Source organism: Burkholderia sp. BCC0506 (genome assembly GCF_902833145.1).
GTDB lineage: Bacteria > Pseudomonadota > Gammaproteobacteria > Burkholderiales > Burkholderiaceae > Burkholderia.
On record NZ_CADFEN010000006.1, the window covers coordinates 291,429 to 310,863 of the forward strand.

20 protein-coding genes are annotated in these 19,435 nt (G+C 66.7%); 16 read left to right on the top strand and 4 right to left on the bottom strand.

The genetic code is table 11. The features are described 5' to 3' along the window. Positions 1-37 precede the first annotated feature (37 nt). The 5 genes from glmS to HWX62_RS16410 all read left to right on the top strand — a co-directional run bounded on the left by glmS (position 38) and on the right by HWX62_RS16410 (position 3,436). A complete protein-coding gene (glmS, locus tag HWX62_RS16390; RefSeq protein WP_175928032.1) occupies positions 38-1,855 on the top strand; it encodes a glutamine--fructose-6-phosphate transaminase (isomerizing) in 1,818 nt (605 codons plus the stop codon). Between the two features lie 131 nt (positions 1,856-1,986). Next, positions 1,987-2,352 carry a type II toxin-antitoxin system RelE/ParE family toxin gene (locus HWX62_RS16395; protein WP_175928033.1) on the top strand — a complete coding sequence of 122 codons (366 nt, stop codon included), beginning with the start codon at positions 1,987-1,989 and terminating at the stop codon, positions 2,350-2,352. Next, positions 2,345-2,665 (top strand): DNA-binding transcriptional regulator, encoded by a 321-nt coding sequence (locus tag HWX62_RS16400; RefSeq protein ID WP_175928034.1) that lies wholly within the window; start codon positions 2,345-2,347, stop codon positions 2,663-2,665. The genes HWX62_RS16395 and HWX62_RS16400 overlap by 8 nt, the downstream gene beginning before the upstream one ends. A 70-nt stretch (positions 2,666-2,735) precedes the next feature. Beyond that, positions 2,736-3,218: a hypothetical protein gene (locus HWX62_RS16405; protein WP_175928035.1), complete on the top strand. Its 483-nt coding sequence runs from the start codon at positions 2,736-2,738 to the stop codon at positions 3,216-3,218. Continuing rightward, positions 3,218-3,436, top strand: a complete 219-nt coding sequence (locus HWX62_RS16410; RefSeq protein ID WP_175928036.1) for a hypothetical protein — start codon at positions 3,218-3,220, stop codon at positions 3,434-3,436. The genes HWX62_RS16405 and HWX62_RS16410 overlap by 1 nt, the downstream gene beginning before the upstream one ends. 77 nt (positions 3,437-3,513) lie before the next feature. Here the strand turns inward: HWX62_RS16410 and HWX62_RS16415 are convergent, their stop codons facing one another. Continuing rightward, entirely contained in the window at positions 3,514-4,350 is an 837-nt protein-coding gene (locus HWX62_RS16415) for an FTR1 family protein (RefSeq protein ID WP_175928037.1), read from the bottom strand. A 12-nt stretch (positions 4,351-4,362) separates the two neighbouring features. Next, positions 4,363-4,695, bottom strand: coding sequence for a cupredoxin domain-containing protein (locus HWX62_RS16420; RefSeq protein ID WP_006488047.1), 333 nt, complete (start codon positions 4,693-4,695; stop codon positions 4,363-4,365). Positions 4,696-5,025: 330 nt separating this feature from the next. Between HWX62_RS16420 and HWX62_RS16425 the strand changes: the two genes are divergently transcribed. Then, positions 5,026-5,226 (top strand): heavy-metal-associated domain-containing protein, encoded by a 201-nt coding sequence (locus HWX62_RS16425; RefSeq protein ID WP_175928038.1) that lies wholly within the window; start codon positions 5,026-5,028, stop codon positions 5,224-5,226. 60 nt (positions 5,227-5,286) lie between these two features. Here HWX62_RS16425 and HWX62_RS16430 read toward each other — a convergent pair whose 3' ends face one another. Next, positions 5,287-6,777: an aldehyde dehydrogenase gene (locus HWX62_RS16430; protein WP_175928039.1), complete on the bottom strand. Its 1,491-nt coding sequence runs from the start codon at positions 6,775-6,777 to the stop codon at positions 5,287-5,289. A gap of 88 nt (positions 6,778-6,865) precedes the next feature. Beyond that, the gene (locus tag HWX62_RS16435) at positions 6,866-7,417 is read right to left on the bottom strand and encodes a cupin domain-containing protein (RefSeq protein WP_175928040.1); all 552 of its coding nucleotides are present in this window, start codon (positions 7,415-7,417) and stop codon (positions 6,866-6,868) included. A 455-nt stretch (positions 7,418-7,872) separates the two neighbouring features. Here HWX62_RS16435 and HWX62_RS33090 point away from each other — a divergent pair, with 455 nt between their 5' ends. The 10 genes from HWX62_RS33090 (at position 7,873) to HWX62_RS16480 (ending at position 19,428) form a co-directional block, all read left to right on the top strand. Next, entirely contained in the window at positions 7,873-8,055 is a 183-nt protein-coding gene (locus HWX62_RS33090; protein ID WP_006488040.1) for a hypothetical protein, read from the top strand. Between the two features lie 283 nt (positions 8,056-8,338). After that, positions 8,339-9,124 (top strand): gamma-glutamyl-gamma-aminobutyrate hydrolase family protein, encoded by a 786-nt coding sequence (locus tag HWX62_RS16440; RefSeq protein ID WP_175928041.1) that lies wholly within the window; start codon positions 8,339-8,341, stop codon positions 9,122-9,124. A 29-nt stretch (positions 9,125-9,153) separates the two neighbouring features. Further along, the gene (locus tag HWX62_RS16445) at positions 9,154-10,491 is read left to right on the top strand and encodes a glutamine synthetase family protein (RefSeq protein WP_012329373.1); all 1,338 of its coding nucleotides are present in this window, start codon (positions 9,154-9,156) and stop codon (positions 10,489-10,491) included. Between the two features lie 34 nt (positions 10,492-10,525). Then, on the top strand, positions 10,526-11,968 hold the full coding sequence (locus HWX62_RS16450; RefSeq protein WP_175928042.1) for an aspartate aminotransferase family protein: 1,443 nt from the start codon (positions 10,526-10,528) through the stop codon (positions 11,966-11,968). 61 nt (positions 11,969-12,029) lie between these two features. Then, the gene (locus tag HWX62_RS16455) at positions 12,030-13,145 is read left to right on the top strand and encodes a polyamine ABC transporter substrate-binding protein (RefSeq protein WP_175928043.1); all 1,116 of its coding nucleotides are present in this window, start codon (positions 12,030-12,032) and stop codon (positions 13,143-13,145) included. Between the two features lie 187 nt (positions 13,146-13,332). Continuing rightward, positions 13,333-14,487 carry a polyamine ABC transporter ATP-binding protein gene (gene potA / locus HWX62_RS16460; RefSeq protein WP_175928044.1) on the top strand — a complete coding sequence of 385 codons (1,155 nt, stop codon included), beginning with the start codon at positions 13,333-13,335 and terminating at the stop codon, positions 14,485-14,487. A 10-nt stretch (positions 14,488-14,497) separates the two neighbouring features. After that, positions 14,498-15,484 carry an ABC transporter permease subunit gene (locus HWX62_RS16465; RefSeq protein WP_175928045.1) on the top strand — a complete coding sequence of 329 codons (987 nt, stop codon included), beginning with the start codon at positions 14,498-14,500 and terminating at the stop codon, positions 15,482-15,484. Beyond that, positions 15,481-16,320, top strand: a complete 840-nt coding sequence (locus tag HWX62_RS16470; protein ID WP_175928046.1) for an ABC transporter permease subunit — start codon at positions 15,481-15,483, stop codon at positions 16,318-16,320. Before HWX62_RS16465 ends, HWX62_RS16470 begins: the two co-directional genes overlap by 4 nt. A gap of 115 nt (positions 16,321-16,435) precedes the next feature. Further along, positions 16,436-18,025 (top strand): DUF3138 family protein, encoded by a 1,590-nt coding sequence (locus HWX62_RS16475; protein ID WP_175928047.1) that lies wholly within the window; start codon positions 16,436-16,438, stop codon positions 18,023-18,025. Positions 18,026-18,123: 98 nt separating this feature from the next. Next, complete coding sequence (locus HWX62_RS16480; protein WP_175928048.1) at positions 18,124-19,428, top strand: FAD-binding oxidoreductase; 1,305 nt, start codon at positions 18,124-18,126, stop codon at positions 19,426-19,428. The last annotated feature ends 7 nt before the right edge of the window (positions 19,429-19,435 follow it).

Sequence of the window (19,435 nt, forward strand, 5' to 3'; positions counted from 1 at the left end):
GCGCGGCGTCCGCTTCGACTGACAGGATTGACCATTCATGTGCGGCATTGTCGGCGCAGTTGCGCAACGTAATATCGTCCCGGTGCTGATCGAAGGATTGCGGCGCCTCGAATACCGCGGCTACGACTCGTGCGGCGTCGCCGTGCTCGAGCCCGGCGCGCCGAAGCGCGCGCGCAGCGTCGCGCGCGTCGCCGATCTCGATGCGCAGGTGCGCGAGACGCACCTCGAAGGCACGACCGGCGTCGCGCACACGCGCTGGGCCACGCACGGCGCGCCCGTCACGCACAACGCGCACCCGATCTTCTCGTCGGACGCGCTCGCGCTCGTGCACAACGGCATCATCGAGAACTTCGAGCCGCTGCGCGACGCGCTGCGCGCGAAGGGCTACGAATTCGTGTCGCAGACCGACACCGAAGTGATCGCGCACCTCGTGCACAGCCTGTACCGCGGCAACCTGTTCGACGCGGTGCGCGAAGCCGTGCACCAGTTGCACGGCGCATACGCGATCGCCGTGATCCACAAGGACCAGCCGCACACCGTCGTCGGCGCGCGCCAGGGTTCGCCGCTCGTCGTCGGCCACGGCGACGGCGAGAACTTCCTCGCGTCCGACGCGCTCGCGCTGGCCGGCAGCACCGACCGCTTCACGTTCCTCGAGGAAGGCGACGTGTGCGAGCTGTCGCTCGACGGCGTGACGATCGTCGACCGTCACGGCGCCGCCGTGCAGCGTGAAATCCGCGTGGTCAGCGCATACGGCGGCGCGGTCGAGCTCGGGCCCTATCGCCACTTCATGCAGAAGGAAATCTTCGAGCAGCCGCGCGCGATCGGCGACACCGTGCCGCAGACGGAAGCCTTCGACGCGACGCTGTTCGGCGACGCGGCGCCCGCTGCGTTCGCGGAGATCGACAGCCTGCTGATCCTCGCGTGCGGCACGAGCTACTACTCGGGCCTCACCGCGAAATACTGGCTCGAATCGATCGCGAAGATCCCGACCCAGGTCGAGATCGCGAGCGAATACCGCTACCGCGAGTCGGTGCCGAACCCGCGCCAGCTCGTGCTCGTGATCTCGCAGTCGGGCGAGACGGCCGACACGCTCGCGGCGCTCAAGCACGCGCAGTCGCTCGGCCACACGCATACGCTCGCGGTGTGCAACGTCGCGACGAGCGCGATGGTGCGCCTGACCGAAATGCAGTTCCTCACGCACGCGGGCACCGAGATCGGCGTCGCGTCGACGAAGGCGTTCACGACGCAGCTCGTCGCGCTGTTCGTGCTGGCCGCGACGCTCGGCAAGCTGCGCGGGCACGTCGATGCCGCGCAGGAAGCACAATTCCTGAAGGAGCTGCGCCACCTGCCGGCCGCGCTGAACAGCGTGCTCGCGCTCGAGCCGCAGATCATCGCGTGGTCGGAGGAATTCGCGCGCAAGGAAAACGCGCTGTTCCTCGGCCGCGGGCTGCACTACCCGATCGCGCTCGAGGGCGCGCTGAAGCTGAAGGAAATCTCGTACATCCACGCCGAGGCCTATCCGGCCGGCGAACTGAAGCACGGGCCGCTCGCGCTCGTCACGGAAGCGATGCCGGTCGTCACGGTCGCGCCGAACGACACGCTGCTCGAGAAGCTGAAGTCGAACATGCAGGAAGTGCGCGCGCGCGGCGGCGAACTGTACGTGTTCGCCGATGCCGACACGCAGATCGTCAACGACGACGGCCTGCACGTGATCCGGATGCCGGAACACTACGGCCAGTTGTCGCCGATCCTGCACGTCGTGCCGCTGCAACTGCTCGCGTATCACACCGCATGCGCGCGCGGCACCGACGTCGACAAGCCGCGCAACCTCGCGAAATCGGTGACGGTGGAGTAATACCGGGCGACGGGATCGGCCCCCGCGGGGACCGTCCCAACCGCGTACGGACGCGAGACAGGCCATTCGGCCAGGTCGAAATATGTACCACGTAGTGGTATATAATCCTGTGCTAACTCGACCGGCTCGACATGTCCGCTTCCGTACGACGCGTCTTCAAGACGAAGTGGTTTCACAAGGCAGCCGGAAAAGCGGGGATCACCGATGGCGAACTCTGCCGCGCGGTGCGGGAACTGGCCCGCGGCCAGGGCGTCGATCTCGGCGGCAATGTCTGGAAGAAGCGTCTGGACGGGAATCGGCAGCGCGGGATCGTACTGGGCAAGGTCGGGCACACGTGGGTGTTCGTGTTCCTGTTCGCGCAATGCGACCGCGACAACATCGACGCACGCGAATTGCGCGCCTTCAGAAAGCTCGCCGCGGATGTGGGCCGACACACCGACAGCGACATCGCGACGCTGGTCGCACTGAAAGAGCTTGTGGAGATTTGCAATGGCTAAGGGTCGGTTCAAGAGCGACGCAACGGAGGCGATCCACAGCGCCGCGTCGGGGCTTTATCGCGCCAGCCTGATCGACAAGAAGACGATGCGGGAATACGACGAGCTCTGCATCGAGGCCGCCCCGCAATTCGATCCGGAAGCGATCGCCCGCATCCGCAAGTCCGTCAACGTCAGCCAGAGCGTGTTCGCGCTCTACCTGAACACGACGACGTCGACGATCCGCCAATGGGAACAGGGCGACAAGCGGCCCAGCGGCATCGCGGCGCGCATGCTCCAGATCGTCGAGAAACACGGGCTCGAGGTGTTCTCCTGAGCCGGTATCCCCGAATGCACATGCACGGCCCCGGCCGGACGCGCGCCGCAATGAATATGACGGAGAGACAATGGTAAGACTGTTTGGATGCGGATTGCTGGCGCTGACGTTCGCGTCGACGGGCTGGGCCGCCGAGCACTATGTCGAGGTCTGGAACCCGCCCGAGGCGCGGCAACCTGCGGCCCGTACGCCGGGTACGCGTACGCCGGATGCCCGTACGCCGACCACCCACTCGGGCGCCGACGCGCGCACCGGCAAGAACGCGGAGAAGCACGCGAGCGCCACACCGAAAGCCGCCGCGAAACCGCACAAGCGCCGCGTCGCGCAGGCCGTGAAAGCCGACTCGCACCGCCCGGCCGCCGCCGCGACCGCCACCCCGGCTGCCCCGCGCCCCGTTGCGCAGCCCACGCCGGGGCGTCTCACGGTGATGCAGCCCGCCGCACCGGACGCGACGCACGCGCTCTCCTTCTCCGACATCCCGCGTCAATACACGCCGGACGGCAACGTGCTGCAGGTCGGCACGCACGGCCGCGCCGCGGAGGTGACTCGATAATGGAAGCGCAGACCTACCACGGCTACCAGATCTGGGGCCACGCGATCCTGCAGCAGGACGAGATCATGCAGCCCGAGCGCTTCGCGGCGAGCGGCACGATCACGCAGAACAACCGGCTCGTCGAGGCGTCGGGCGTGCTCGGCGTGTTCGATACCGAAGACGAAGCGCGCGACGCCGGACTCGAATGGGCGCGTGCGTGGATCGACAACCACAGCTGATCGAAGCCGGCAGCATGCATCACCAATGAAAGAAGGGGCGTCCATGACGCCCCTTCTTTCGTTCGAACCCCGCGCACTCACGCAGCGGCATGCGGCGGCCTCACCGTCTCCCGCGGCCGGCCGACGAGGCGGGCCAGCACGAGGATCGCCGCCAGCGTCGCGACGTACGCGGCGATCTGGATCCCCGCCGGACGCGCGGTATAGCCGATCAGCGTATGCAGCGCCTTGCCGACGATGCTCGTTTCCTTGAGCAGCCACGACGTATCCCACACCGCATCGCCCCACGACGGCACGAGGCCGGCCGCCAGCAGGAAGCCGACGCACTGGCTCGCCATGCCCGCGGCGAGCAGCACGATCAGCCCGTTGGTGACGGAGAACAGGCGCTTCAACGGAATCTGCAGCAAGCCCGCATACATCGCGTAGCCGAGACCCGCACCGCCGAGCACGCCGAGCAGCCCGCCGGCGATCATCTGCGGCGTCTGTCCCGGATCGCCCGCCGCGATCCCGTACAGGAACAGCACGGCCTCGGAACCCTCGCGCAGCACCGCGACGCCGACCACGATCGCGAGCCCCGTCAGCGGCCGGCTGCCGGCCGCGACCGCCCGGCCGACTTCGCCCATGTGCAGCGCCATTTCGCGGCCGTGCCGGCTCATCCAGATGCAGTGCCACGCGAGCATCAGCGTCGCGACGAACATCACGCCCGCGTTGAAGACTTCCTGCCCCATGCCGGACGCCCATTGCGAGATCACGTCGGCGAACGCCGCGATCAGGCCGGCGCCGACCACGCCGCCCACCAGCCCGCCGCTCACCCACCAGCCGCGCCGCGGCACGCCCTTCGTGGCGGCCATCACGATCGAGACCACCAGCGCGGCCTCGAGCACTTCACGAAAGACGATCAGGGCAGTAGACAGCATGTCGGTATCGGCTTACTTGACGGTCAGGTGCGTCTTCGACTGCGCTTCGTGATACTCGTCGTGGAACTCGTAGGTCCCGGCCTTCAGCGGCCCGACCAGGATCTCGACCGACTTGCCGGCCGGCACGACCTTCTCCGCCTTGAAATCGTCGCTCTCGAATTCGGCGGGCGTCGCATCGAGGTTCTTCACGACGAATTTCACCTTCTTGCCGGCAGGGATCGTCACGCCATCGGGCGAAAACTTGTGGTCCTTCAGCGTCAGGTTGACGACGTCGTCGGCCGCGAAGGCGGACGTTGCCGAGGCGCCCAGCAGGGCCAGTGCGAAACCGATAGCGAAACGGGTCATGTGCGTAATGGTTTGAAATAGGGAAGGGAATCGATACTAAGATCGATTCGCATTTTCATCGCAAAGTATCCTTACTTCGATCATGGACATCGCGCACCATCGATCGCGTGCGCGCGTTGCCCCGCAAGGCTGCGCCGGATTTCGCCGATAATGGGCGGCCGTCAATCGGGAAAAATTCGGACTGACGCGCGCACGCGAATGTCCATTCGTCAGACCTCAGCATTACAAATGGCTGATGCGATGCGCGTCGCCGCATGCGGCGCTTGACCTTCCCACCATGGCAAGCTTCATGCTGAGCATACTCGTCAACCATCCACCCCGGAGAACACGATGGAATTCGAAGTCCAGGACATGACCTGCGGCGGCTGCGCCAACGCGATCACGCGCGCGGTGACGGCCGCCGACCCGGCCGCGAAGCTCGACATCGACGTCGCGGCGAAGATCGTCAAGGTCGACTCGGCGCAAGGCGTCGAGCGCGTGCAGGCGATCATCGAAGCCGCCGGCTTCCATCCCGCGCTGCGCACCGCGTAACGCACGCCGGAGGCGGCGGGCGCCGCGCCGGACGGCGACGCGCCCGCGCGCGGCGGCGCGTCAGCGCAGCCGGATCAGCGTCGACTTCAGTTCGGTGTACTTCTCGAGCGCGTGCAGCGACTTGTCGCGGCCGTTGCCCGACTGCTTGTAGCCGCCGAACGGGAAGTTCATGTCGCCGCCCTCGTCATAGCAGTTCACCCACACGGTGCCCGCACGCAGCCGGCGCGACACGTCGTGCGCGGTCGTCAGGTTCGACGTCCACACGGCCGCGGCGAGCCCGTATTCGGTGTCGTTCGCGATCCGCACGGCCTCGTCGACGTCGTCGAACACGATCACCGACAGCACGGGCCCGAAGATCTCCTCGCGCGCGATCTTCGCATCGGGCTTCACCTCGAACACCGTCGGCTCGACATAGAAGCCGCCCGTTTCCGCGTTCACGCGCGCACCGCCCGTGACGAGCCGGCCTTCGCCGCGCCCCGCTTCGATGTAACCCAGCACGCGTTCGAGCTGGATGCCGTCGACGATCGCGCCCATCGATACCGACGGATCGAGCGGATTGCCCGGCACGTACGCGCGGGCGGCCGCGACGAGCTTCTCGATGAACGCATCCTTGATGTCGCGATGCACGAGCAGCCGCGAGCCGGCCGTGCACATCTCGCCCATGTTGTAGAAGATCGCGCCTGCCGCCGTCCGCGCCGCGCGGTCGAGATCGGGGCAATCGGGCAGTACGATGTTCGGCGACTTGCCGCCGAGCTCGAGCCACGCACGCTTCAGGTTCGACTGCGCCGCGTACTGCATGATCAGCTTGCCGACCGCCGTCGAGCCCGTGAACGCGATGCAGTCGACGTCGCGATGCAGCGCGAGCAGCTTGCCCGGTTCGCCCGCGCCCGGCACGACGTTGAATACGCCGGCCGGGATGCCGGCTTCGAACGCGAGCTGCGCGACGCGAATCGCGGTCAGCGGCGATTTCTCCGACGGCTTGAGCACGACGCTGTTGCCGGCCGCGAGCGCGGGGCCGAATTTCCATGCGGCCATCAGGATCGGGAAGTTCCACGGCACGACGGCGGCCACCACGCCGACCGGCTCGCGCGTGACGAGGCCGACGAGATGGTGATCGGCCGGCGCGACCTCGCCGCCGACCTTGTCGATCGCCTCGGCGAACCATTCGACGCAGTACGCGGCGCCCGGCACGTCGACCGTCGTCGTGTCGCCGATCGGCTTGCCCGCGTCGAGCGTCTCGAGCAGCGACAGTTCGTCGAGATGCTCGCGCATCAGCGCGGCCCAGCGCAGCAGCACGGCCTTGCGCGCGCGCGGGTTCAGGCCGGCCCATACCCCGGCGTCGAATGCGCGCCGTGCCGCCGCGACGGCCGCGTTCACGTCCGCTTCGCCGCAGTCGGCGACCTTCGCCAGCACGCGGCCGTCGATCGGGCTCACGCAGTCGAACGTCCTGCCGCCGTGTGCGTCGCGCGACGCGCCGTCGATGAATGCGCGTCCTTCGATCTCGAGCGACGCCGCCTTGTGTTGCCAGTCAGCCAAAGTCAACTTGTTCATCAGGATGCCTCAATGTAGTGGCATTCGCGTGGCGGCACGCCGTGCGCGAGGTACGCAGCCGGCCTGCAGCGAATGCGGTGACGCGCGGTCAGAAGGTCGCCGGCGAATTGGCCGACACGACCTCGCAGATCAGTTCCGCGCTGGGATTGCGAAAACGATGCGGCAAACGGCTTTCGAAGTAGTAGCCGTCTCCGGGGTCGAGCAGCCACGTCGCACCGTCGACGGTCAGCTCGAGCCGGCCCGACACGACGACGCCGCCCTCGTGCCCCGCGTGCACCAGCATCTCGGGCCCCGTGTCGGCCAGCGGCTGGTACGTCTCGCGCAGGATGCACATGTTGCGATCCTTCACGTTCGCGCCGACGAGCTGAAACGCGAGCGACGCGTTGCCGAGGTTCGGCATCTCGTCGCGGCGCGACACGACCGCGCGCGATTCGACGAGCTCGAACGTGAAGAACTCCGCGAGACTCATCGGGATGCATTCGAGCAGTTTCTTCAGCGAGCCGACCGACGGGCTCACGCGACCCTGTTCGATCAGCGAGATCGTGCCGTTGGTGACGCCGGCGCGTTTCGCGAGTTCGCGCTGCGACAGGCCATGCTTGTTGCGCACGAAACGCAGGCGCTCGGCGACTTCGGTGGACATCGATTCGGTTTCGGACACGATAAGTGCGATGACAAAGTGAAACGACGCATGGGACAGCCGTTGAATATTCTAATCACTTTATGCCGCACATCAGCGGGGAAAACCCTGAAAGGCGTTCGAAATAATGAACGGCGCGCCGTTCATTCCTTTTACGAATCTTTTGTTCGCACTGCTCGGGAAAGCCCTGATGCAGGACCATTAAAAAACATTTGACGCCGTTATTGGCTCGTATATGCTGGCTCTCAGGTCAGTGTCATCAGCATTTCACAGGCATCGAAAAGCGTGATCGCAATGCAACAATCGATGCCCGTCAATGTAAATGACGCCGGACCGGCGCCTCGATTATTTTAAACGCCCCGCGCGTCGAAACGATCAGGTGTTCAATACTTTCAACAAACCAGTCGAGTGTAATCGTGAGAGTCCGTGGCCCTCTGGTGAGGTGGGATCGAGGCGATGTGCGAAGTTTGCGCAGCGCCGTTCCCGCTTCCGACGGCAGTTGCGGCTGGCATAGTCCTCGCCTGCTTCACCTGTCGATCTACACCATCCTGTCCCGTCGTTCCGTTCGGCGCCACAACGCCGTTTCCGCACGCGCATTCGTCGCCGTCGATACCGACGAAGTGGCGTCGCTGCTGCCGTAGCGCCTCTCCTTTCTTTACGTCGTTCGTTTCATCCGCCGATTCGCCAACCGCATCGTCCGTGCGGTGACGGAACGCGTTCGCGCATTCGCTGCCGCGTCGCGTGTCGCGATGAATCGAACGACGGCCTGACCGTCACGCGCAGCGCGGATCGCCACGCCATCCCGCTGCGCCCATTCACCAGCGGCCGTGCGCCCGGCGCCCGGCTGCGGGGTCGTGTCGCGCCCGCGTTTTGCCGCATCCGGCTCGGCGTGCGTCACGTCCCTACGGATTACTGATTGACGTCATGGAAAGGAAACCTCTCGTCGGCATCACCGCCGACCTCACCCAGATCGGCGCCCACCCGTCGCATACGGTCGGCGACAAGTACGTCGCCGCGATCGTCGACGGCGCACATGCGCTCGCGATGGTGCTGCCGGCCCTCGGCGAGCGCCAGTCGACTGACGACGTGCTCGACGCGGTCGACGGGCTGCTGTTTACCGGCAGCTACTCGAACGTCGAGCCGCACCGTTACGGCGGCGAACCGAGCGCACCGGGCACGAAGCACGACCCCGCACGCGACGCGACGACGCTGCCGCTGCTGCGCGCGGCAATCGTCGCCGGCGTGCCCGTGCTGGCCCTGTGCCGCGGCTTCCAGGAGCTGAACGTCGTCTGCGGCGGCACGCTGCACCAGCGCGTGCACGAAGTGCCCGGCCTCGCCGATCACCGCGAGGACGACGACGCGCCGATGGACACGCAATACGGCCCCGCGCACGTCGTGCACCTGACGCCCGGCGGCAAGCTGCAGGCGCTCGCCGGCGGCCGCGACGAAGTGCACGTGAACTCGCTGCACAAGCAGGGTATCGCGCAGCTCGGCTCGGGCCTCGCGGTCGAGGCCGTCGCGCCGGATGGCCTGATCGAGGCCGTGAGCGTCGTCGACGCGCCGGCTTTCGCGCTGGCCGTGCAGTGGCATCCGGAATGGCGGCATGCGCAGGACCCGCTGTCGAGCGCGATCTTCCGCGCGTTCGGCGACGCCTGCCGCGCCCGCCGCGCTGCGCGCACGCGCGCCATGGCCGCCGCCGCGCTCGCCTGAGCGCGCCCCACCAGACAACGAGAACAGACATGCAAGACATCGAAGACTTTCTGAAGCAGCACCGGATCACCGAGATCGAAGCGATCATTCCCGACATGGCCGGCATCGCGCGCGGCAAGATCACGCCGCGCAACAAGTTCACGTCCGGCGAATCGATGCGCCTGCCGCAGGCCGTGATGGTGCAGACCGTCACCGGCGACTATCCGGAAGACGGCTCGCTGACCGGCGTGACCGACCCCGACATGGTGTGCGTGCCCGACACGTCGACGATCCGCCTGATCCCGTGGGCCGTCGATCCGACCGCGCAGGTGATCCACGACTGCGTGCATTTCGACGGCTCGCCGGTGGAAATCTCGCCGCGCTACGTGCTGCGCCGCGTGCTCGACCTGTACAAGGCGAAGGGCTGGAAGCCGGTCGTGGCGCCCGAACTCGAGTTCTACCTGGTCGACATGAACAAGGACCCCGACCTGCCGCTGCGCCCGCCGGTCGGCCGCACGGGCCGCCCCGAAACCGGCCGCCAGTCGTATTCGATCGAGGCCGTCAACGAGTTCGACCCGCTGTTCGAGGACATCTACGAATACTGCGAAGCACAGAACCTCGACATCGATACGCTGATCCACGAAGTCGGCGCCGCGCAGATGGAGATCAACTTCATGCACGGCGACGCGCTGTCGCTGGCCGACCAGGTGTTCCTGTTCAAGCGTACGGTGCGCGAGGCCGCGCTGCGTCACAACATGTACGCGACGTTCATGGCCAAGCCGATGGAGGACGAACCGGGTTCGGCGATGCACGTGCACCAGAGCATCGTCGACGAGGAAACGGGCCAGAACCTGTTCACGTCGCCCGAAACCGGCGGCGCGACGTCGATGTTCTACAACTATCTCGCCGGGCTGCAGAAGTACACGCCCGCGCTGATGCCGATCTTCGCGCCGTACATCAACTCGTACCGCCGCCTGTCGCGCTTCATGGCCGCGCCGATCAACGTGCAGTGGGGCTACGACAACCGCACGGTGGGCTTCCGCATCCCGCATTCGGGCCCGGCGGCACGCCGCATCGAGAACCGCATTCCGGGCGTCGACTGCAACCCGTACCTCGCGCTCGCCGCGACGCTCGCGGCCGGCTATCTCGGCATGACGCAGCGCCTGGAGCCGACCGAGCCGCTCGTCAGCGACGGCTACAGCCTGCCGTACCAGCTGCCGCGCAACCTCGAGGAAGGGCTCACGCTGATGGCCGCGTGCGAGCCGCTCGGCGAGATCCTCGGGCCCAAGTTCCTGAAAGCGTACTTCGCGCTGAAGGAAACCGAATACGAAGCGTTCTTCCGCGTGATCAGCTCGTGGGAACGCCGCCATCTGCTGCTGCACGTGTAAGCGTGCCAACCGCATACGGAATCACGGAGGAAACATGACTTACCGCAACGAATCTGCCTGGGTCCAGCCGGCCGCGCCGAGCGCCGCGGCCGCCGCGCCGCGCGCGACGCAGGCACGCTCGACCGCCGAATACCGCGCGCTCGACGCCGCGCACCACATTCACCCGTTCTCGGACATGGGCGCGCTCAACCGCGCCGGCAGCCGCGTGATCGTGAAGGCCGACGGCGTCTACCTGTGGGACTCCGACGGCAACAAGGTGATCGACGGGATGGCCGGCCTCTGGTGCGTGAACGTCGGCTACGGCCGCAAGGAGCTCGCCGACGCCGCCTATCGCCAGATCCAGGAACTGCCGTTCTACAACACGTTCTTCAAGACCACGCACCCGCCGGTGATCGAGCTGTCCGCGATGCTCGCGGAAGTGACGCCCGCCGGCTTCAACCATTTCTTCTACTGCAACAGCGGCTCGGAAGGCAACGACACCGTGCTGCGGCTCGTGCATCAGTATTGGCGCGTGCAGGGCAAACCGCAGAAGAAGTATGTGATCTCGCGCAAGAACGGCTATCACGGCTCCACGATCGCGGGCGGCACGCTCGGCGGGATGGGCTACATGCACGAGCAGATGCCGTCGAAGGTCGAGCACATCGTGCACATCGACCAGCCGTATTTCTTCGGTGAAGCGCAGCCGGGCGAGACGCCGGAGGCTTTCGGCCTCGCGCGTGCGCAGCAGCTCGAAGCGAAGATTCTCGAGCTCGGCGCGGAGAACGTCGCCGCGTTCATCGGCGAGCCGTTCCAGGGCGCGGGCGGCGTGATCTTCCCGCCGTCGACGTACTGGCCGGAGATCCAGCGGATCTGCCGCAAGTACGACATCCTGCTGGTCGCCGACGAGGTGATCGGCGGGTTCGGGCGCACCGGCGAATGGTTCGCGCACCAGCACTTCGGCTTCGAGCCCGACCTGATCACGATGGCCAAGGGCCTCACGTCGGGCTACGTGCCGATGGGCGCGGTCGGCATTCACGAGCGCGTCGCGCGGCCGATCATCGACAACGGCGAATTCAATCACGGCCTCACGTATTCGGGCCATCCGGTGGCGGCGGCCGTCGCGGTCGCGAACCTGAAGCTGCTGCGCGACGAAGGGATCGTCGAGCGCGTGAAGCACGATACGGGCCCGTACTTCCAGGCGCTGATGCGCGAGACCTTCGCGCGCCATCCGATCGTCGGCGAAGTGCACGGCCACGGGATGGTCGCGAGCCTGCAGCTGGCCGAAGCGCCGGCCGAACGCCGCCGCTTCGCGAACGGCGGCGACGTCGGCACGATCTGCCGCGACTTCTGCTTCAACGGCAACCTGATCATGCGCGCGACCGGCGACCGGATGCTGCTGTCGCCGCCGCTCGTGATCTCGCGCCAGGAAATCGATGAACTCGTGTCGAAGGCGAAGAAGGCCGTCGACGCTACCGCCCAGCAACTGGGCGTTTCGTAACGGTTTGCCTACAGGCGTGCGGCGGGCGCCGCACGCCGCCATAACCCAGGGGAATTCCACCATGCGTGCCTGCTTACTTCGCCAAGCCTGTTCCATTGCCGCCCTTGCCGCCGCGGCCGCGTTCACGTCGGTCGCCAGCCCGTCGGCGCATGCCGAGGACCTGAACGTCTACAACTGGTCCGACTACATCGCGCCGGACACGATCCCGAACTTCCAGAAGCAGACGGGTATTCACGTCAAGTACGACAACTACGACAGCGACGACACGCTGCAGGCGAAGCTGCTGGCCGGCAGTTCGGGCTACGACATCGTCGTGCCGACGTCGAACTACATGGCCAAGCAGATCCAGGCCGGCGTATACCAGAAGCTCGACAAGTCGAAGATTCCGAACCTCGCGAACCTCGACCCGCTCTTGATGAAAATGATCGCCGACGCCGATCCGGGCAACCAGTACGGCGTGCCCTGGGCGTACGGCACGGACGGCATCGGCTACAACGCGCAGGCGGTGAAGAAGGCGCTCGGCGACAAGGCGCCGGTCGACAGCTGGGCGCTGGTGTTCGACCCGGCCAACATGGAGAAGCTGAAGAGCTGCGGCGTGTCGTTCCTCGACCAGGCCGTCGACGTGTTCGCCGCCACGCTGCAGTACATGGGCAAGGATCCGAACAGCAAGAACCCCGGCGATTACCAGGCGGCGTTCGAAGTGCTGAAGAAAGTCCGCCCGTACATCACCCAGTTCAATTCGTCCGGCTACATCAACGATCTCGCGAACAACGACGTGTGCGTCGCGCTCGGCTGGTCGGGCGACGTCGGCATCGCGCATCGCCGCTCGTCGGAAGCGAAGCGTTCGTACGACATCAAGTTCGCGAACCCGAAGGAAGGCGGCCTGCTGTGGTTCGACGTGATGGTGATCCCGAAAGACGCGCCGCACCCCGAGGCCGCGCTGAAGTGGATCAACTACGTGTCGGACCCGAAGGTCAACGCCGCGATCACCAACACGGTGTTCTACCCGACCGCGAACAAGGCCGCGCATCAGTTCGTCACGCCGGCCGTCGCGCAGGACCCGACCGTCTACCCGCCTGAAGACGTGCTGAAGAAGATGGTGCTGATGAAGCCGATGCCGGCCGACATCCTGCGCCTCGAGAACCGTCTGTGGGCGCAGTTGAAGACGGGCCACTGACGATCATGCATCACGGCGGCGCAGGCATCGCTGCAAGCCTCGCCGCCCGAGATTCGCGGACCTCCGTCCGCCCGCGCGCACCGCGCGCCTGTTCCATCCGGCACGAGCCGCCTTCCGCGAGTCGCGTTGCACGCCTCGCGCGGGGACGCTCACGCCTGCAATCCGTGAAGAACGAATGGTGACTCCCATGCAATCGATACCCTCTTCCGCTGCTGCACGACAGACCCAACCGGCCACGGCGCCCCGTACGCAGAACGACGCATTCGTGCGCATCGAAAACGTCGTGAAGAAATTCGGCGACAGCACGGCCGTCGACAACGTGAACCTGACGATCGCGAAGAACGAGCTGTTCGCGCTGCTCGGCAGCTCGGGCTGCGGCAAGTCGACGCTGCTGCGCATGCTCGCCGGGCTGGAGACGGCCACCTCCGGCAAGATCTTCGTCGACGGCGAGGACCTCGCGTCGCTGCCGCCGTACCGCCGCCCGGTCAACATGATGTTCCAGTCGTACGCGCTGTTTCCGCACATGACGGTCGAGTCGAACGTCGCGTTCGGCCTGAAGCAGGAAGGCACGCCGAAGCACGAGATCAGGGAACGCGTGGCCGACGCGCTCGCGCTCGTGCAGATGGGCAAGTACGCGAAGCGCAAGCCGCATCAGCTGTCGGGCGGCCAGCAGCAGCGCGTCGCGCTGGCCCGCTCGCTGGTGAAGCGCCCGAAGCTGCTGCTGCTCGACGAGCCGATGTCCGCGCTCGACAAGAAGATCCGGCAGAAGACCCAGCTCGAACTCGTGAACATCATCGAGAAGGTCGACGTGACCTGCGTGATGGTCACGCACGACCAGGAAGAGGCGATGACGATGGCGAGCCGCCTCGCGGTGATGAGCGAAGGCAAGATCGTGCAGATCGGCTCGCCCGGCGAAGTCTACGAATACCCGAACAGCCGTTTCTCGGCCGAATTCATCGGCTCGACCAACCTGTTCGAGGGCCGCGTGGTCGAGGACGAGCCCGATCACATCTTCGTCGAGAGCGACGACCTCGAAGCCCGCATGTACGTGAGCCACGGCGTGACCGGCCCGCTCGGCATGCCGGTCGGCATCTCGGTGCGCCCGGAGCGCATCCACGTGTCGCGCGAGAAGCCGGGCTCGAAGCACAACTGGGCGCGCGGCGTCGTCACCGACATCGCGTACATGGGCAGCTACTCGCTGTACCACGTGCGCCTGCCGAGCGGCAAGACGGTGGTGTCGAACCTGTCGAGCTCGCACCTGATGAGCGACGGCGCACCGTCGTGGAACGACGACGTGTTCGTGTCGTGGTCGCCGGCGAGCGGCGTCGTGCTGACGCAGTGAGGACGCCACGATGAGAACCTCCGCTTCCACGCCTTCCGCGCCGGTGCCGGCCGGCGCCGCGCGCACCGGCGCGGGCCGCGCCCGTCCGGGCCGCTTCGCCGCGCTGTCGCGCTTCCTGCCGTCGGGCCGCAGCGTCGCGATCGGCGTGCCGTTCCTGTGGCTCGCCGTGTTCTTCGCGCTGCCGTTCGTGCTGGTGCTGAAGATCAGCTTCGCCGACCAGGTGATGGGCATTCCGCCGTACACGTCGCTCGTCGAGATCAAGGACGGCGTCGTGCACTTCGCGCTGCAGCTGTCGCACTACGCGTTCCTGCTGCAGGACGACCTGTACATCGCGACCTATCTCAGCTCGCTGAAGATGGCCGCCGTGTCGACGGTGCTGTGCCTGCTGATCGGCTATCCGATGGCGTACTACATCGCGCGCTCGGAGCCGAACCGCCGCAACGTGCTGATGATGGCCGTGATGCTGCCGTTCTGGACGTCGTTCCTGATCCGCGTGTACGCCTGGATCGGCATCCTGAAGGACGACGGCCTGCTGAACCACACGCTGATCGCGCTCGGCATCATTCACACGCCGCTGCGGCTCTATCACAGCGACGCGGGCGTCTATATCGGCATGGTCTATTCGTACCTGCCGTTCATGGTGATGCCGCTGTACGCGCACCTCGTGAAGATGGACCTGACGCTGCTCGAAGCCGCGTACGACCTCGGAGCCAAGCCGTGGGTCGCGTTCACGCGCATCACGCTGCCGCTGTCGAAGAACGGGATCATCGCCGGCAGCCTGCTGGTGTTCATCCCGGCGGTGGGCGAGTACGTGATCCCGGAGCTGCTCGGCGGCGCCGACACGCTGATGATCGGCCGCGTGATGTGGGATGAATTCTTCAACAACATGGACTGGCCGATGGCGTCCGCGGTGACGGTCGCGATGGTGCTGCTGTTGCTGGTGCCGATGGCGTTGTTCCAGTACTACCAGGTCAAGGAACTGGAGGACGCGAAATGATCAAGCCGAGCAAACCGCTGTCGACGGGCGTTCTCGCCTTCGGCTTCCTGTTCCTGTACATCCCGATCATCAGTCTCGTCGTGTACTCGTTCAACGAATCGAAGCTGGTGACGGTGTGGTCGGGCTTCTCGCTGAAGTGGTACGCGGCGCTGCTGGACGACGACGAGCTGCTGGGCGCCGCCTGGCTGTCGCTGAAGATCGGCCTGCTGACGGCCACCGCGTCGGTCGTGATCGGCACGTGGGCGGGCTTCGTGCTCGCCCGCTTCGGCCGCTTCAAGGGCTTCACGCTGTACACGGGGATGATCAACGCGCCGCTGGTGATTCCGGAAGTGATCCAGGGGATCTCGCTGCTGCTGCTGTTCGTCGCGCTGGAGCAGATGTTCGGCTGGCCGAAGGGGCGCGGGATGGTGACGATCTGGATCGGTCACGTGATGTTGTGCGTGTCGTACGTGGCGATCATCGTGCAGTCGCGCGTGAAGGAGATGAACAAGTCGCTCGAGGAGGCCGCGCTCGACCTCGGTGCGACGCCGCTGAAGGTGTTCTTCGTGGTGACGTTGCCGCTGATCTCGCAGGCGCTGCTGTCGGGCTGGCTGCTGTCGTTCACGCTGTCGATCGACGACCTGGTGCTGTCGGCGTTCCTGTCCGGGCCCGGCTCGACGACGCTGCCGCTCGTGGTGTTCTCGCGCGTACGGCTGGGGCTGAACCCGGAGATGAATGCGCTGGCGACGCTGTTCATCACGGCCGTGACGATCGGCGTGATCGTCGTGAACCGGATGATGATCGCGCGCGAGCGGCGCCGGATGGCCGACCTGAAGGCGGCGTTCGCCGCGGCGTGACGCCCGCCTCCCGCTTCAAAGATCAGCCGTACTGCAGACAAGCATGACGCGCTGCCCCAGGGGGGGCGCGCGATTCGATCCCGATTTGACAGGCGCACGACTAGGAGAATCCGCAATGAAGAAGAAACTGATCTGCCTGCTGGTGGCCGGCGCGTTGCCGGGCATCGCGCTGGCCGGTTCCACCTCCGCCGAGATCAAGGCGCTGCAGGCGCAGGTCGCGGCGCTGCAGAAACAGATGAAGGCGATGCAGGCGCAGCTCGCCGCGAAGCCGGGCGGCACGGCGGTCGCGACGTCCGGCGCGAGCGCCGGGGCAGCGGGCGGCGGCAAGGTCGTCGCGGTGGCCGCCGATCCGGGCTCGCCGGACTACGGCAAGGCGCAGGCGACGCTGACCAACGACGAGGTCAGCGAAATGAAGCAGCAGATCGCGAACCAGCAGCTGAAGGTCGACTCGCTGACCGACGCGGCCAACACGGGCCCGCTCGCCGGCCTGTCGGTCACCGGCTACATCGATCCGACCTACATCTACAATCGCGCGGCCGGCACGTCGTCGTTCCTGTTCGCGAACCACGAGAACGCGTACAACTACTTCAACAGCACGTTCGGCGATCTCTACCTCGACATCAAGAAGACGTTCGGCGTCGGCCCGATGGCGCCGTCGGCCGAAATCACGCTGATGCCGAACCGCGGCAACGGCATCACGCTGCTGCAGAACTCGCGCGGCTCGATCACCGACAACCTGCTGAACACCGCGGTCATCAACGTGCCGATCACCGCGGAAACGACGCTGGTGGCCGGCCTGATCCCGAGCTTCGGCGGCTACGAGGTGCAGCAGTCGAACCAGATGCTCACGCTCACGCACAACCTGCTGTACGATTTCTCCGATCCGGGCAGCTACGTCGGCATCGGCGCGAACTACACGAAGGGCGCCTGGGCGTGGAAGTTCTTCCTCGGCAACGAGCAGTACCGCACGTACGGTTCGGTCACGCAGACGGGCACCAACGCGCTCGGCGACCCGATCACCACCAGCAACAAGGTGCCGACCTTCACCGCACGCGCGGACTACACGTGGTCGAGCGCGCTGGATATCGGTGGATCGTTCAACATCGGGCGGCAGACGCTGGCGAGCGCGATCGACCCAACCACTGGCGCCGTCAGCTACGGCCCGGGGGGCGCGGCGCCAAGCGCGTACGGCTCGTTCTTCTTCGGCGAACTCGACGCGACCTACACGCTCGCCGACATTCAGTACAACGCCGAAGTCGACTACGGCCGGCAGCAGCATGCGGCGTTCAACGGCGGGCTCGCGCAGTGGTACGGGCTGTCGCTGCTCGCGCACCGCAAGTTCAACGCGCCGGTGGTCGGCCGCATGGGCGTGACGCTGCGCTACGACCTGCTCGCGAACTCGAAGAACGGCGGCGGCGGCGGCGGCATCGCACTGAACGGCAACGGGATGGACCCGAGCAACGGCTTCGGCGTCGATGCGGACTGCCTCGCGCAGTCGAAGGCCGGCGGCGGCCTGGGCTTCGAGTGCAAGGGCGCGGTGCGACAGGACGTCGCGCTCGACCTGCTGTTCTATCCGACCCAGCAGATCACCGTGAAGGTCGAATACCGGCACGACTGGGCGAACAACAAGGTGTTCCTGCGCAACGACGGGTCGTACGGCAAGTCCAACGACCTGCTCGCGACGCAGTTCATCTATTCGTTCTGATGCCGGATGCGCGGGGCGCCGTGCCGCACGCACGGCGTCCCGCGTCGTTTTTGGAGTGGCTGCGCGCACGGTGCGGCCTTGTCGAGGGAGCCGGTTTCATGACGCAGTCTTTCACTCGCCGCGCCGACGCGCTCGCGCGCGACTCGTACTACGAAGCAACCGTCACGCGACCGTTGGCCGACGATCCCGTGCTCGATGACGCGATCGACGTCGATGTGTGCGTGATCGGCGCCGGCTTCGCGGGCCTGTCGACGGCGCTCGACTGCCGCGCGCGCGGGCTGTCCGTCGCGGTGATCGATGCGCACCGGCCCGGCTGGGGCGCATCGGGCCGCAACGGCGGCCAGGCGATCACGGGCTTCGCGAAGGACGAGGTGATCGAGAAGCAGCTCGGCGCCGACGGCGCGCGCGCCGCGTGGTCGCTGTCGCTCGACGGCGTCGCGCTGATCGCCGAGCGCATCGCGCGCTACGGGCTCGACTGCGACTTCACGCGCGGCTACCTGACGGTCGCGACGAAGCCGCGCCGCATCGACGACCTGCGCGCATGGATGAATGCCGCGACGTCGCGCTGGGGCCATCCGTCGCTCGCGTGGCTCGATACCGGCGAGATCCAGGCGCGCATCGCATCGACGCGCTATCTGGCCGGCGTGCACGATCCGCTGTCGGGCCATCTGCATCCGCTCAAGTACTGCCTCGGCCTCGCCGATGCCGCGCGCCGCGAGGGCGTCGCGCTGTACGCCCACTCGCCCGCGCTCGACGTCGTGCGCGGTGCGCGGCCCGTCGTGCGCACGCCGTCGGGCGAAGTGCGCTGCCGCTTCGTCGTGTCGTGCTGCAACGCGGGCCCCGGCGGCGTGCTGCCGGCCGCGACCGCCGCACGCATCGCGCCGGTCGCGTCCTACATCATCGCGACCGAACCGCTCGGCCGCGCGCGCGCCGACGCGCTGATCGCGCGGCGCGAAGCCGTGTGCGACAACAATTTCTTCCTCGACTACTTCCGGCTGTCGGCCGACCACCGGATGCTGTTCGGCGGCCGCGCGAATTCGGCCGGCGCGTCGCCCGCCGCGCTTGCCGAAGCGATCCGGCAGCGCATGGTCGGCGTGTTTCCTCAGCTCGGCGACGTGCGCGTCGACCACGCGTGGGGCGGCTTCGTCGACGTCACGCGCAACCGCGCGCCGGACTTCGGCGCGCTCGATCCGAACTTCTTCTACGTCCAGGGTTTCAGCGGGCACGGCGTCGCGCTCACCGGCATCGCCGGGCGCGCGGTCGCCGGCGCGATCGCGGGCGACCCGCGCGCGTTCGACCTGTTCGCACGCGTGCGTCACCGGCGCTTTCCCGGCGGCGACGCCTGGCGGCAACCCGCGCTCGAGCTCGGGATGCTGTATCACCGCGTACGCGAGCTGTTCTGAGCCCTTT